Below are 15,826 nucleotides of genomic sequence, written 5' to 3'. Positions count from 1 at the left end.
ATGTATTAATATAATTAAAATGTACCAGAATACAGATTGTAAAGGTAATGTAGTAAGATGGATTGCCGCTCTGTTTTAAGGTAAAAAGTCCTATTTTTCTACTTTTTTACAAATTTTACTTTATTTTGTATTCTTATAGGAATATAGTTTTATTTGTTACTTAAAAAATCTTACACAGAGGTACGATATGAATACAAAACATGACTTTTCTCATATTGGTATGATTATTAGAGATCTTCGTGAGCAGCTGAATATAGGCCAAAAGGAATTGTGCGAGGGTATTTGTACCCAGTCACAGATTAGCAAAATAGAAAATGGAGAGGCTTATCCTAAAGCAACAACACTTTATCTACTGGCGATGCGTTTAGGTGTAGAAGTCAATCAAATTTTCGAAATGACAGCCAACCACAGGATGGACTACAGTTTTGAAGTGATTTCGATGATTAGGGAATTAGTAAGGAAAAAGGATTATACTTCCTTACTTGAAATGATCCTGGTTGAAGAAAAAAATCCAAATATAACTAACCATGTAAACCATAAACAATTTCTCATATGGCATAAAGGAATTTGTATGTACTATGTAAAGAATGATAAAGAAGGAGCCTTAAAGCTTTTAAATGACGCTTTGAAGATGACAAGTGCCCATGATAAATTTTACAATCAAAGAGAAATTTCAATTTTGAATAGTATAGGAGTTATACATTCAGAATCAGGTGACCATGAAAGAGCCGTTGACATTTATAATAAGGCGTTACATTTTATCAAACAAAACTCTTTTCAAGATTACTCAGTGAAAACAAAAGTTCGCCTTTATTATAATTTAGCAAAAGCACAAACCCGCCTGGAACATAATGATGAGTCTATCCATATTGCAAAAGAAGGCATCAAGATCTGCCTGGAAAATGAATCTTTGTATTTATTAGGAGAACTGTATTATCATGCCGGCTATAATTACTATTTAATTAAAGACGAAGAAAATTATAGTGAATACTTTAATTATGCTTTAACGATCTTTAAGCTGACAAATAAACCAAACTATATTAAACACATAGAAGAATTATTAATCAAAACAGAATGAAGAATATAACCAAGAAGAGGGAGTGCTCCCCTCTTTTTTTTTGTTATCAATTAGCTGCTTTAGGAAAATGTTATTTTAATAGAGTTTATCTTCTACATTCCTAAATCCATGGTAAAAAACGATTATAGTAGCTTTTAGGAGAAAAGGGATGATTTTCTTTAAAAAATGCGGTTTTTTCCACTCTAAAATGGCCATTCCGGAGACTTTTTATGGTAAAAATGCCTTGTATTTCCTTATTTCCCCATAATATAATTCAAATGCGCGCAAGAGTTTTTTAATAAAAATAGGTGAAACGGAGGAAATGAAAATGGTTGCTACTTACAAAATCGAAACGTTAGAAATGGTGATTGCTCCTGGTAAAGGATCTCTTGCTTACAAAGCTGGCTACTACACTGGAAAAGCAATTAACTGGGCCATTACACTTGGCGGTCTTATCGGCTAATCTTTCAATTTAAGAAAATAAATAATAGGTGGTGAAAACTTTGAAATTCCAAATCGAATCTTTAGAAACTGTAGCTGCTCCTGGTAAATTAAAAGCTATTAAAGACTTCTTCCACGGACTAATGGATGGATTATTAGGTCTATAATATCTCATTGCTAGAAGGAAGATCTTTACCCCAATAAAGATCTTCCTCTCTTTTTCTGAGATTATAACTACCTATTTGTGCTTTCAGAAAAAGAACAGCAGGAGGGAAAATATGAATCTGGATACTATGAATTTTAAAGGCATTGAATTTATTGAAAAAGAAGACCACTTTATCATAAAACGTTTTAAAAAGTACTTCCGTCTAGGAAAAAACGAAGGACATATGTTAAAGGATGTTGTAACACTTAGAGATGAAACAGCCATCCTTGCAAAATACAACATGCCATTGGATGAATTAAAAGGCTTTTTGAGCGCATTGGAAAGTACTGGTATAATAGGAGAAGTTCCCAAAGAAAAACAAAATTTCCTTTTTTACCGTGTTCCTATGTTTAACCCAGATCTATTCCTTTCAAACCTAGTTCATACCTTTTTAAAAAATAAGTTCATTGTTAAAACGATTTTTATCGTTTTGAACTTAGTTATTATACTTGGTTTATTGCTATTTGGTTTCAAATTTTCACAAATTAGTTCAAGTTTTTTAGAAAACTTCGGATTTAAGGAATATTTTATTTTTTACTTCGCTACGATAACGGCAGTGTTTATCCATGAATTTGGTCATGCCATAGCCTGTAAATATTACGGTGGCAAGGTTGAAGAAATTGGTTTTTTACTCATCTTTTTCTCGCCGGCTCTTTACTGTGATGTTAGCGGAATCTGGGCATTTGAAAAGAAAAGAGAAAAAATTATTACCTTGTTTGCTGGTATTTATGTGCAATTTATTATCTTTGCCTGCTCCTCTATTTTATATTACTTTTTCTTTGGATATTCTACCTGGCTCGCTACATTTGTAGGCTGGAACCTGCTTATGGTCCTTTCTAATATCATTCCCGTCATTAAGCTGGATGGATATTGGATTCTATCTAATTTAATAGAAGTTCCCAATCTATATGAAAAGTCTCTGAAGTTAGCATTAGGAACGGATAAGGATGAGACCTTATTTAATCAACATGAACTTTCTAGGAAGAAATTCATAAAACTGTTTGGAATTTTTAATATATCCTTTGTTTTTGTTTCTATCATTCTTGGATTCTTCGGTATTTATTTCCTGTCCACCAAGCTTGAGGGAACTTTCAAATATGTAGCTCTAACGATTGAAATCCTTATGTATACATTGACCTTAATCTTTTTCGGACACTTCCTATATAAATTATTCAAACAGAAGAAGCTCACACTGAAGGGAAGATAAACATGATTTCGTTACGAAATATTAAAAAAAATTATGAACTGGGCAGCCAGGAAATCCCTGTGCTAAAAGATATTAATGTAAGCTTATATCCAGGACAGCTTTCATACTTAATTGGTGAATCGGGCTGCGGAAAGTCAACACTCTTAAATATAATTGGCGGCATAGATACATACAGTGAAGGCACCTATCTATTTGGCCAGCAGAATGTCAGTACCTTCACGGAAAAGGATTGGGCTTTTTTCCGCAGAAAAAGAATCGGTTTTGTATTTCAAAACTTCAATTTAATCTCCCATTTAACGGCCATAGAAAATATTGAAATGAGCATGATTTTAGAAGGAAAATCTAAAAGCGAACGCCTAAAGAAGGCTATGGAGCTTCTTCAATTAGTGGGTATGTCGGATCGGGCACATCATCTCCCAAATCAACTAAGCGGCGGTCAAAAACAGCGGATTTCCATTGCCAGGGCCCTTGCTAACGATCCAGATGTGATTCTAGCCGATGAACCTACTGGTGCATTAGACTCGGAAAACTCCATTCAGGTTATGGAAATTTTAAGAGACATTGCACATCAGGGCAAAATCGTATTAGTTGTGACTCATTCTCAAGAGTTAACCAATTATGCCGATCGAATTATTAAAATGCGCGACGGCGAAGTTATTAATCAGATGGACTATACAAATGAACAGCTTATTAAGCCCTCTTCGCACATGACTGAAAAGAAACGAAAGCGCAATAAGATCAATTGGAATATGACTATGAAACTAGCTGTTCGAAATATTCGAAACAAAAAATGGCGAAGTATATTAACTGCAGCGGGTGCCTCGATTGGAGTATTTGGAATTGTACTCATGGGTGCACTTGGTAACGGGGTAAATGAAAAAATTTCAAGCTCTGTTGACACTGAAACCGCGAATGCTTCAATCGGCGTCGGTAAGGACGAAGCTGAACTTTTATCCAAAAAAGATTTACACACACTGCAAGCATTGAAGGATGTTGAGGAAGTCTATCCGTATAATCCTTTCCAGGCAAGTATTAAGGCTGGCAACAACAAGAAAACATCAGGAACAGCAGAAAGCTTAGTACCTGAAGCTCATAAGCATATCTATGGCAAACAATATCTTAAGGATGGATCATATCCTGATTCTAAAAAAAGTGAAATTGTTTTACCAGCGAGAATGGCAGCCGAAATATTTGGAAGCTCGAAATCTGCGATTGGCAAAAAGGTGACCATTACAGCTCAATTAATGTCACTGGATGACTTGTACCCTACCCAGCAGGTAGAAGCAACCGTTTCCGGTATCTTAAAGAATGAATCGATTCCCCTTCTTGATACCGTTGGCTTATCTTACAACATTTCTCAAAAGCTCATACAGGATAACGACCAAATAAATGGCAAGTCTCTGGCTTATACGGTTATCCCAACGTCTGATGAAAAAGTGGATTCTCTAAAAAAAGCCATCATTGCCAAAGGGTTTAACGCTCAAACCGAAGGAGAAAGCGGGAATGAATTAATGGGCTATGTATCCATGGCCACTGTAGGTCTTGGCATGCTATCGGCCATATCACTAATTGTTTCTTCTTTAATGATTGGAATTGTCCTCTATGTGAGCGTTGTAGAAAGAACCAGGGAAATCGGCATCTTAAAAGCGATTGGTGCTTTCCGATCGGATATACGAAAGATCTTTGTTACTGAAGGAGTAGTGATTGGTCTGTTGGGCGGTCTCCTGGGAGCAGGCGGAGCATACGTAATCGGGAAAGCTGCGAATTGGATCATTACAGACCTTTTAAGCAAACCCGACCTAGGTATATTCTTATTTAACCCGTTCCAATTAATCGCCATTATCGCTTTCAGCGCACTACTGGGAATACTTGCTTCATTCTTCCCAGCCTATAAAGCATCCAAACAGACAGCTTTAGAGGCACTAAGATACGAATAAAACATTAGGAGAGAGAAATTATGAATACCGCTAAATGGCTAAATGTACTTTTGCTGCTCACCGCTTTTTCCATTATCATCGTTAAAGTAGTCAATAACCAAGAGTTCAGCAGCGCAGGCCTCACTCTTGCTTCCTTCTTTATCATTGTAAACATCATCGGATTATTTAGAAAAGACAAGCACCAGCATTAATAGGGGGAACTTGCATATGCCCAGACAAAGAAGTCTTATCATCTCAGACAGTGATCGAAAAGAATTTCAACAGAAGCTGGACGAACAACTAATGAGCTTTGAAGAAAATGATCAAGAAGTTGAGATCCATTTTTCGACTGCATTTAATGAGCAATTTAATTATTTGGAATATATAGCTCTTTTGGTACCGAGCGTGAAGAAGAAAAAATAGAATTCAAACGAAAAAATCTCAATGGGCTGCAGTAAGCAGCCTATTTTTTATGGGTACATTCAGTTTAATTAAAGTTTATTTTTTAGTTATTGCTTTTACTATTTTAGTAACTCAAAAAAGGCATCTCAACACTATTGGATGCCTCTTCCTCGAATTTAATTATTTAACGTCCATAATCCATTTAGCTTTATTACTTGTTACATAATCCGTGTAGTAAAATTTCATAAGGAGCATTACCGGTAACCCCAAACGCAGCACCTTTACATGCTTGCCGTCTGCACACTTTCCGTTAAATAATCAATCGCATATATTTCCATCTTCTCACCTTTGCTTTCATAAACCTCGAAATCCGATTTTTTGTTCCTCTTTTGTACCATTTTGATATTCAATATGGAATAATAATAGCTACTTCAGCTATCCTCCCTTTTTTATTAATGAAACAGTCTTGCCAGAAATCCACTGATGCCAAAACTATTTATATACTGCCCCTTGCATACCTTCGAGCCGTTGTTGAAAGTAACATTTTTATTCTGTACTTTTCACTCAGTTCTTTCTTAACTTTCTCTGTTAGTTTAATACCTCATCTATTATGGTTTGTATCCGTCTCAAAACCATTAGGAGCAAATTCGTCTAAGTTGCCGCGACAACCACCAGTGAAAACAGGTGGACGTTGGTTATTGCACTGATTAAACTTCTATTTGCCTGCAAAAAAAGAGCTGCCGCAGCAACTCATGTTTCTACAAAGAATATATTGCTTAAAGGGCCCATCCAATAGGGGACTTTATTGTTCTCCAAAAAACGTAGAGGTATTCGATTTCTTCATCACACATTAAAACGTTCACTCTCATTTTTCAATTCTGTTGACGTTTGGCTAAGTTCCTGGACCCAACTATTGATTTCCTCAGTAAATCCGCTCATCTGCTGGGAAGAAGCAGAGACTTGCTCGATTCCGGCAGCGCTTTGTTCAGCAATGGCAGCTATTTCTTCTATTAATAAACTGATATTGTTTTGCTGTTCCACGATAACATTCATACGCTTACTTAGTTCTATATTTTTTTGATTCATCTTTTCAATCAAGGTTGATATTTCTTTAAAGGTATTTCCTGTGTTTTTTATATTGGATTGGCCAATCTCCACTGTTTGCAGTCCTTCTTCAAGACTGTGGACTATTCGTAAAGCGTTAGCGTCTACTTCTCCAACAATATCCTGTATTTCCTTTACAGCGGAGGAAACTTCCTGTGCAAGTTTCCCTACTTCCGAAGCAACGACGGCAAAACCTTTTCCTTGTTCGCCTGCTCTCGCTGCCTCAATTGCTGCATTAAGAGCAAGTAAATTTGTTTGATTGGCTATTCCTTGAATTAAAGAAACGATTGAAGACACTTGTTTAGTTTGAACTGCAAAATCTTTCACTTCTGCTGCCGATCGGTCAATTACTTGAAATATATTATTCATGCTATTTACAGATTGCTGCATTAACTGAAATCCTGAGCTTGTATGCTTACTAACTTCATTATTTATAGTGGCAAGTTCCTTTTCAATAGCATTTGCTATATCAACTAGTTCCGAGAATTCCTTCATATTTCCTGCTAGATCGGTTGTTACCTGCGCTTGTGTTTCGGCGCCCTGAGCCATTTCTACCATTGTAGTTGCAATCTGGCTGGAACCTTCTAATAATTCGGTAGATCCATGACTTAAGTCTATACTTTTTAAATTTACTTTCTCCGCTGTTAATTGCATATTAAGTATTATCGTTTCCAAAATGCTGCACATGTCATTGATTGAATCACGTAAACGGCCGATTTCATCGTGGGTGTTTATACGTATAGAGTTTAAAGCCCTTTTAGCATCCGCAAGATTACCCTCAGTTATCTTTCTCGCAACATCGGTAAGAATAGTCAACGGCCGTAGCTTTTTTCCTAAGAAATAATTCAAGCTTAATAAAATAGCAGCAAGAAATATAAAGGAAATTCCAAGTTGAATTGGAATAGACTCCTTAAACACCGTCTTGGTAATTCCCCTTACCTGAGCAGCTTCTATATCTACGCCTAATATCCCTATTACTTTTCCAGTTTCATCTTTTATAGGTGCAAAGGCAGACATGTACTCCCCATATTCAGGGTCATCTACAATATCCGTACTACTTAAATTTCCTGATAAAGTGGTCTCGATATCCTTATAACTAGTAGCTGTGGTTGGTTCACCTATAGGTGCAGCTTCTTTTCGCGGAAGACCGTCAATCATTAAATTAACAGAGTGATCCTCCTTGACAGCCATCGTATATACATACATTGCCCCCATTTTAACTCTGTAGTCATTAAGCTGTGTTCGTAACTCTTGATAAACTTCATTGTCCACAGGATTATTCATAAACTCTTTATACATGTCCGGATTAATGGCTTTCGCAACTCTTTCGGCGTGCAGGGTACTATTAAATTTGACTGTGTGATTAATGGATGCATTTGTATTTAATAGGATAATAACACTATTTAATAAAAATAGAGTAATAATAAAACTTATTAATATTAATGTAAATGTGCGCTTTAATGATTTGGGTCGTTTAATCTTCATAGGTCCTCCTCGTAGTCTTTTTCTTTATATCGGAAAAACAATCATATATTTATATAGCCGTTCAAAATAAAGATTTGTTTTTTGGCGTCATCTGCTGCAGATCCAATGGCGAGCCTCACATATTCTACTTCCAACTAAAACACCCGTGATAGGAGGAGAGATTACCAAGCGCCAGTCTCTATTACTGAATTTTAATTTTATTTAATAAAGTTAATTATTTTAATTATAAAATGGTATCTTAAATGTTTAATTGCGTTATTTAATTGAGATGGTATTTTTGAAAGATTGACGGAATCTAACTTTCTAAAATAATGACCTGACTTCATTATAGATATTGAGAACTCCGTAATAATGTTTTCAAGTATTTCGTTATGTTTTATAAGATTGACAACAATGTCTTGTACAGCCCATTGGTCTAATAACTCTTTCAATAGACTTAACCTGCACAATGGATAAACTTCAGTTGAATCATAAAGTCGACGGTGAAAGTATCCAAAAGAATTTAAAGAAGAGAATGGCCAGCCAGTCTTAGAATATCATTCATGTAACTTATCAATATAAACGCTCAACAAACTTATATATATCCTCACAATAACAGTAATATAATCTCTAATTTGTGTTTTATAACTAAGTACATCTGAAATAGGATCAAGTAAATCATAGTAAATATGGTTTGTACTTTCTACATTTGTTGGTTAGCAAGATTGTTATATCTAGGTTTTTAATTTCTTCGGCTACAAAATACACCCTGTTTACCAATTGCAAAATTTCTAGTATCTGTTGAATATTGTGTTGTAAGTCCCTACCAACCTATTAATAAAGTAGATAATCAACTCAACTATCTTTTTATCAGTATTTCTAAGATATTCAACCATCTCTTGTAATTCCGGACGTTCTACTGATTTACCAGAATACCCTACATCGCTAAACTCCCTAACTATACTAATCCCATAATATTTCTCATATTCCTTGATGGCTTGCAGTTGGTATCCTACGCTTTAGTCTACTGATTTACCTTTAATTGTTGTTGATTTTCTACAATAGCTTATTGCTAATCTGTTAGTATTGGACATTAATAAAGCACACCTTCCTTTTATGATAAAAGTAAGATGTATAGCAGAAATTTGGTGTATAAGTTGAATTTTAATAGGGTAACCGAAAATTCCCCCCGCACCAACCAGTGTAATAGGGAAAGGTTTTTTTGCTCACATAACACGGCAGTCGCTGCAATTCATGCAGGCAGCTATCTGTTAGGGAACTTGTTAGCGCAAGTCCTCCTTTTTATGTTGTACATAACTTTACGTTTTTATAAGGTAATTGGTGACTCGGCTTGATTCTTATGTTTAAAGAAAAACATGAACTATACTCTCTGTTTTCTTTTACACCCCACAATTATGTGTATGCGTGAAGGGAGAGCAATGCATATACTGTTCAATTACAGAGTGTAATATCTATATAAAAAAAGCTCCGCAGAGATTTCTCTCCACAGAGCTTTTCGTTGAAGGCTTGCTTCTCTAATCTTGTTTATTAGTTAGTCCAGTTACTAACATATACATCTGTACGTGTCTCTACAGTAACTTTCAAATCTAGAGTTGAAAGCTGGTAATTAGCAGATGTGAAATTTTCTGGCCTAGTTATTGTTGTGCCAGTTGTATCATCAGGAATTACATTACCACTGATACCTTCCACATCTGTAGATGGGAAATATGCCTCCCAAGTCTTAATCCCTGTTCCGCTAATCCCATAGGCACTCATAAATGCCGCTGGCGATGTATTAACCCATTTAGCAACTACAATACGATCCTTCAATAACTCGAAGGAAACACTTGTTATATCTGCTGCAGGTATTGTATTAAAATCAATAGAAGCAGCAGCTGTTAGCCAGTGACCTGCAGGATTAGAGAATAAATCCCAACCAGTTCCACTGTCTCCAGAATAAATTTGAGCAGTTAATGCTTCATCATTCATATGAACGCTATTCCCGTCTTATACCACAAATATCATGGCTTTCGTTTCGGGCCTACACCGTACGGGCGCCTTTCAGCGCATACGGCGTGCTATCAATAATAGTCTAAATTTACTAGTGGTAAAATATTTATTTGTAGTTATATTTTACCATATACAGGCCATATGAGAGCCAATCATACGCAGATGATTGGCTACTCAAATTATAAAATGATACGACAATCTCTTGGGGAAATAAGCCGTTTAGATCTACTACTGACTGGGTTCCTTCGCTCCTACTAGTTTTACCCTCTTACCATGTTACCATGGTATTACAAACGGCTAGTAATCCACACTAATACGAACCCGCCGCCATCCTGCCAGCCTCTTAGGTGCTAACCCACCTCTTCCAGCAAGACTTCAAACGTTCCATTGTTACCATCCCTCTTTTTGATGACCGTAGGTCTCCACTATTCAGGTATGAGAAAGACCAGGTTAATAGTCAATTCGCTGATCTCCGTTAAACCATTTCAGATTTAAGGATGAACACTAAACCCCTAGCAATTTCTTAATGTACACTACCTCACCCTGCTTAAACATGGATTCGTCTCCTAACCATAGCCACCTTTTATGGAACCCGCCTCAATTTTTCATGAGTACGACTTCACCTGACTTCACCCCTTCGGTTGTGTTAGAACGTCATTGGATGCAGGAGGATTAGGCACATGCTTCTGAATATTTAGCAAGTATAGGTATTTCACCCATAATATGGTAACAATAGTTAAAAAGAACACCTCATGGTTAAACCATGAAGTTATTACATGAAGTGTTCTTTTCATTCTTTTCACTAATTTTCTAGCTTATAGAATAACGTTTCGTTTTTTCTTATTCAGAGGCTTTTACTGCAAACTTCACAGCTACAGTTTTTCCATCAAGAACATAAGTAGCGTTGAAAGTGTCATTTTCTTCTGCATTAGTTACATTGATAGCTGTAGTGCCGCTTCCTGTTACAGCGATAACATTAGCATCAGTGTCTGATGCATCAGAGTTAACAACATTTGTTACTGTAATTCTCGGTGTTGGAGCTGCAATAGCTACTCCATACTGATCAGTAACCTCAAGAATATCTGTAAATGCAGCAGTATCATCTGCACCAGACAGTGCAGAAACTGATACCTCAGTTACACCGTTAGATACAGTATCTTCTACAAACTCAACTGTGTTTGCTTTAGGAGCAGCCTTGGAAATTGTAAGATCTTTTGTTAACGTTACTGGAGTTTCATATCCATCAACAATAACTGTTAATTTTGTAGCAACATTTCCGTTAGTATCGAATGTGTCTTCAGCATTATCAGCAACTTTAGAGTTTAAACCAGTAGATGAGCTGTAAGCTAATAAATCGTCATTAACAAGTACTGTGTAGTAAGAAGCTGGAACTAATACCTTAGAGCCGTCAGCTTTAACTCCATATACTTTTACTGCACGGTTGTGAGTTGTTGCTGCACCATCAGCATACAATGTACCTACATCAGCAAGTTCATAAGAAGCGTAAACTGATTTGTCGATTACAGTAAATTCTTTTGTTAATACACTTGTTGCAACAGGTGCATCTGCAGAATCTAATACTGTGAATTTAAGGTTAGTGCTACCTTTTGTATCACCAGAAATAGTGATTTCATCATCAGCATCCGCAATTGTTCCAGAAACAGTTACAACAGTATCAGCAGGTGTTACTTCTTCACCAGCAACTGTGTATCCCGCAGCGAAGAATTTCTCAGCAGTTACAGAGCGGCCATATTGGTCTTTTACAACAAGATTTGAGAAATCAATTGTTGTTTCTCCATCTTTTGCTACAGAAGTAGAAACATCTTTTAGAGATTCAATAGTTGCTGGTTTAGCTTCTTCTTTAACATCTAATGTTAATTGAGATACTTTACCAGTGTTAGTAGTAACAACTAGAACCTTTACTCCTTTTGTAGCTGGAGTATATTTAAGTACAGCAGCACCATTTGAAGATTTAGTTAAGCTAAGTCCTTCTGGTAAGTTTACCTTTCCAGCAATATCAGTGTACTTTGTTAATGCATTACCATATTGGTCTGCAGCAACAAATGGAATTTCTACAGTATCTTTAGCCGCAACTAGAGAATTAGGAGCAGAAATATTAAAAGTATCAAGTGAAGCTGAAGCCTTTACATTCACTTCAATTTGCGCTACTTTACCAGTTGATTTAGATACAGCTGTAAGAATAACTTTACCACTTACATTTGATTCAGGTTTTACGAATTTTACACCAACTTGGTCTTTATTAGCACCTTGACCATCAACAAATGGAGTAACAGCATCTACTTTAAGAATAGCTTCGTTAGAAGAGAAAATAGTTACATCTTGGTTAAGTTGTGCAGCTTTTGCTGAATTTCCGTATTGATCTTTTCCAGCAAATAGTGCAGTGAACTTAGTAAAATCAGAATCTGTGAACAATTCTTTGTTCTCAGCATTGAAAAATCCTTTAAACTCAACATCACTTACCATTGATTTATTGCTAACTGTTACAGTTCCAGTTACAACAACACTTGAAGACTTGTCGATACCTGTTACAGCTACTTTATCACCAGTTTTGAATGCTGCTGTACCTGCTGGTGTATCAATATTTAACACACCTTTGTCGTTGTCAACTGCTCCAGCTGCACCAACTGTAGAAGCATTCCAATCAATACCGCTTGCAAGGATAGAACTAGTAATATCTTCACCATATTGGTTCAACACTCTATAACCAACTTGGATATCACCATCTGCGTTAAGAGGCGCTACTTCACCAAGCAATTCAATTTTGTTTACTTTTTCATCAGTAACTTTAACACTTCCAGATAGTGGGGACTCAGTAAGACCCGTAACACTAACTGCATATTCTCCTGCGAAGAATTTTGAAGCAAGTTCTAAAGTAACAACTTTTTTATCAGCAGAGAATGTAGTTTTTGCCGAGTTAACTACAACTCCATCTTTTTTGATTTCAAACTTAGCTTTAGTGTCGTCAACAGCTTTGCTGAATTCAACTTTGATTGTTTTAGCGTTAATCGCACTTTCCGTTCCTAGTAGCTGACACTAAAAAACGCCGAAAACCCTTGGTAATGTTGGATTTGTGGCGTTTTAAGTGTCAGCTTTAAAGTATGGCTAATGTTGAAAGATTGTGTTCTTACCAAGGGGTCTGTTCACGGTGAACTCGGCCCCTCCTGCTCATTTATCGGAAAGGATCCTTACATCCATTGTTCGTACATTTGTTTTTGCGCCTCTTGGTGCAAACGGGTATATATAATTGTATTTTTGGGATTGTCGTGTCCTAGTAAAGCTTGAATACTCGCTAGCGGCATCCCCTTAAGTGCTAAGTGAGCTGCAAACGTATGACGCAACGTATGAGGAGATAGATGAACGCCCATTTTTTCACCAAAGGGTCTAAGCCAATACCCGACTGACCATATAGTAACCGCGTTCGTCTCCGATCTATTTACAAAAACAAACGGAAGTTCATCTCTTCGTTCTTGTAGGTAGGAGTTTAAATGTTCTGCACACTCATTTGTAAACAACACGATTCTCTCCTTCTTCCCTTTCCCTTTTGGAATTCGAATCATTCGCTCTGACCAGTTAATGTCCTCCAGCCTCATATTAACCAATTCACTTACTCGAACACCCGTAGCATAAAATACCTCTATAATCGCTCGTAGTTTCAAGTCTCCTTCACAAAGAAGTCTAAGTTGGACCAGCTGCTCGATGGTCAAATAGTGGGGTAGTTTATCCCGATCTTTAGGAAGAGGAATTGATTCAACAGGATTATGAGTGATAAGCCCTTCTTCCAAACAGTATTTGTAAAACAAGCGCAATCCAAACATTTTAGTTTTAATGGAACTGGACTTGTAACCACTTTCATATAAATGTTTTAGCCAACTTCGAATATCTCGTGTAGTGACTTCATTATAAGGTTTTTCACAAAAACTTATCATTTGCCTGATTGATATTTCATAGACGCTAAGCAGTGTTTTAGACAATCTTAAACTATAGTCGTCTCTGAATTGTTTGATGCATGCTTCTGACGTAAGCACTTGACTCCCTCCTATCCCCGAAACTTTCGGTATTGTGAGATGATGACATGATTAGGGAGCCTGGCGTAGATTTGTGTTGTACTTAGATCAACATGCCCCAACTCATCGCTTATAAATGCAAGCTCTGCACCTTTGGCCAGTAATTCCGTCGCAAAGGTATGACGCAATCGATGAGCATGCAAACTACCAGATAGTCCCGCGTTCTCTCCAATCTTTTTCATAATCCTATGTATCCCCGAAATACCAAGTCGGGTTTCCGACTCAAACTTTACGAAAATTGGAGAGGTTTCCTTTGTTTGCCGGGATTCTAGGTAGCGTCCTAAGAGGATTGCACATTTATCAGAAAAGTGAACATGACGAATTTTTTTACCTTTTCCTACAACACGTGCGGTACGGTTTTCAAGGTCAATATTTTCGATATTAAGTGAATTCACTTCTCCTATACGACATCCCGATGTCAGCATGAATTCAATCAATGCTTGGTCTCTAAGCGAAGTCCTTTCGCTCTCTTGTCGTATTTTTGCGATTTCTCCCTTGTCTAAATATTTAGGAACAGCTTTTGGTGGACGTGGAAACCATCGTTTCTTGATTGGTGAGCGCTCAATCTGGGATTCCTTTACGCAGAAATTGAAAAAGGATGAAACCACACTTAAATGTTGCTTGAAGCTTGATTCTTTCAAATGACCTTTGTTTGTTTGATACCACTCTAATATTCGCTCAGATGATAGCGAGGAATACGTATCTTCTATTTCACCGAAAAAATTCAAGAGGTACCTTCTATAAGAGAGAACGGTGTTCTCACTATGCTTGGACAATTTTAAGCTTAGTAAAAACTCATTCACCATCTCGTGATTTTCTTTATTCGGTAACTGTTTTGTCAATTCCCAATAATTATCCATTTGATTTACCTTCCTTGTATTATTATTCCGTATTATTAGTCGTATCGTGAATTCTAGTAAAAATTTTAGTTGTCTCTAAATCGGCATGCTCCAACTCTACACTAATAAACGGAATGTCTGATCCCTTGGTTAGTAATTCGGTTTCACTAATATGGCGAATCCGTTGTGGATGCCATAAAGCCTGGCGGATTTTCTCGATTTCTTTTTTCTTGTCCAAATCAATTACTCCTTTCAAGTTATTTAAATGTTATAACGATCATATTGTTTTTTCCTGGCATGTTCCGATAAGCGGGTATAGATTCGTGTTGTGTTGATATTCACATGTCCAAGAAGCTCCTGAATGTAGCTCTGCGGCATATTTTTTTCAGCCAAATGCGCAGCAAACGTATGGCGCATGGTATGCGGTCTAACTTTAAATCCTAATGTCTCCGAAAACTGTTGGAAGCGGATTTCAATCAACGTGCGATTCCATCTTCCTCCTCTACTGTTTGTAAACAAGTATTCACTGTTTACTTTTCTATTTTCAAGATATGCTTTCAGGCGTACTGCACAGTCATGTGTAAAAAGTACAAACCTTTCTTTATTCCCTTTCCCTTTTCGTATCCAGATTTGCCTTGTGTCCCATTTGATATCTTCGAGCTTGATATTAATTAATTCACTAATCCTAACTCCTGTGGTATATAGAGCTTCAACAAGAGCCCTATCCCGGAGATCGTTTCTCGTTAGTTCCTGCAGAAGCGCCACTTCACGTTTACTTAAATAATATGGAAGGGAATCTTCTTTTTTAGGTGTGTCTACAGTTAAAGTTGGGTTTTTCTTTGTAAGATTTTCTTCCCTACAATATTGATAGAACGATTTCAACGCACTCAATTTCACATGGACGGTACGCGGTTTTAATCCCTGCTCTTCCATTGATCCGAGCCAGATTCGAATATCATTCGCTTTTACATCGTTTAAGTCTTTGTTGCAAAAGTTGAAGAATTGAGTCAGAGAACTTTTATAACTTCGAACCGTATCCGGGCTGAAACGAGCCTGATTATCGTTTATAAAAGACTGAACTGCTTCCTTACTCATT

The 15,826-nt window shown here is 36.7% G+C and carries 14 protein-coding genes; 6 read left to right on the top strand and 8 right to left on the bottom strand.

The features are described from left to right. The first annotated feature begins 187 nt into the window (after positions 1 to 187). The 6 genes from JOC77_RS00815 to JOC77_RS00795 all read left to right on the top strand — a co-directional run bounded on the left by JOC77_RS00815 (position 188) and on the right by JOC77_RS00795 (position 5,249). Positions 188 to 1,078 (top strand): helix-turn-helix domain-containing protein, encoded by an 891-nt coding sequence (locus JOC77_RS00815; RefSeq protein WP_204537449.1) that lies wholly within the window; start codon positions 188 to 190, stop codon positions 1,076 to 1,078. Between the two features lie 307 nt (positions 1,079 to 1,385). After that, positions 1,386 to 1,520: a hypothetical protein gene (locus tag JOC77_RS21470; protein WP_275585031.1), complete on the top strand. Its 135-nt coding sequence runs from the start codon at positions 1,386 to 1,388 to the stop codon at positions 1,518 to 1,520. Positions 1,521 to 1,776: 256 nt separating this feature from the next. After that, positions 1,777 to 2,910: a M50 family metallopeptidase gene (locus JOC77_RS00810; protein WP_204537448.1), complete on the top strand. Its 1,134-nt coding sequence runs from the start codon at positions 1,777 to 1,779 to the stop codon at positions 2,908 to 2,910. 2 nt (positions 2,911 to 2,912) lie between these two features. Beyond that, positions 2,913 to 4,847: an ABC transporter ATP-binding protein/permease gene (locus JOC77_RS00805; protein WP_204537447.1), complete on the top strand. Its 1,935-nt coding sequence runs from the start codon at positions 2,913 to 2,915 to the stop codon at positions 4,845 to 4,847. A 20-nt stretch (positions 4,848 to 4,867) separates the two neighbouring features. After that, positions 4,868 to 5,038, top strand: coding sequence for a hypothetical protein (locus JOC77_RS00800; protein ID WP_204537446.1), 171 nt, complete (start codon positions 4,868 to 4,870; stop codon positions 5,036 to 5,038). A 16-nt stretch (positions 5,039 to 5,054) separates the two neighbouring features. Further along, the gene (locus JOC77_RS00795) at positions 5,055 to 5,249 is read left to right on the top strand and encodes a hypothetical protein (RefSeq protein WP_204537445.1); all 195 of its coding nucleotides are present in this window, start codon (positions 5,055 to 5,057) and stop codon (positions 5,247 to 5,249) included. An 822-nt stretch (positions 5,250 to 6,071) separates the two neighbouring features. On the opposite strand, the gene JOC77_RS00790 is transcribed toward JOC77_RS00795, so the two are convergent. The 8 genes from JOC77_RS00790 to xerA form a co-directional block, all read right to left on the bottom strand. Further along, positions 6,072 to 7,817 (bottom strand): methyl-accepting chemotaxis protein, encoded by a 1,746-nt coding sequence (locus JOC77_RS00790; RefSeq protein WP_204537444.1) that lies wholly within the window; start codon positions 7,815 to 7,817, stop codon positions 6,072 to 6,074. Between the two features lie 770 nt (positions 7,818 to 8,587). Then, a complete protein-coding gene (locus JOC77_RS21785; RefSeq protein WP_204537908.1) occupies positions 8,588 to 8,800 on the bottom strand; it encodes a recombinase family protein in 213 nt (70 codons plus the stop codon). 544 nt (positions 8,801 to 9,344) lie between these two features. Next, entirely contained in the window at positions 9,345 to 9,785 is a 441-nt protein-coding gene (locus JOC77_RS00780; protein WP_204537443.1) for a hypothetical protein, read from the bottom strand. An 861-nt stretch (positions 9,786 to 10,646) separates the two neighbouring features. Beyond that, entirely contained in the window at positions 10,647 to 12,581 is a 1,935-nt protein-coding gene (locus JOC77_RS00775) for a hypothetical protein (RefSeq protein ID WP_204537442.1), read from the bottom strand. A gap of 431 nt (positions 12,582 to 13,012) precedes the next feature. Further along, positions 13,013 to 13,852, bottom strand: a complete 840-nt coding sequence (locus tag JOC77_RS21685) for a tyrosine-type recombinase/integrase (protein WP_204537441.1) — start codon at positions 13,850 to 13,852, stop codon at positions 13,013 to 13,015. 11 nt (positions 13,853 to 13,863) lie between these two features. Beyond that, positions 13,864 to 14,751 (bottom strand): tyrosine-type recombinase/integrase, encoded by an 888-nt coding sequence (locus tag JOC77_RS00765; protein ID WP_204537440.1) that lies wholly within the window; start codon positions 14,749 to 14,751, stop codon positions 13,864 to 13,866. A gap of 22 nt (positions 14,752 to 14,773) precedes the next feature. Further along, positions 14,774 to 14,968, bottom strand: a complete 195-nt coding sequence (locus JOC77_RS00760) for a tyrosine-type recombinase/integrase (RefSeq protein WP_204537439.1) — start codon at positions 14,966 to 14,968, stop codon at positions 14,774 to 14,776. Between the two features lie 23 nt (positions 14,969 to 14,991). Continuing rightward, on the bottom strand, positions 14,992 to 15,825 hold the full coding sequence (gene xerA, locus JOC77_RS00755) for a site-specific tyrosine recombinase/integron integrase (protein WP_204537438.1): 834 nt from the start codon (positions 15,823 to 15,825) through the stop codon (positions 14,992 to 14,994). Between the last annotated feature and the right edge of the window lies 1 nt (position 15,826).

This window comes from Peribacillus deserti (genome assembly GCF_016909175.1).
GTDB lineage: Bacteria > Bacillota > Bacilli > Bacillales > DSM-1321 > Paraperibacillus > Paraperibacillus deserti.
Note: the sequence above shows the minus strand (reverse complement) of the source record. Positions and strands in the feature narration are given on the sequence as shown.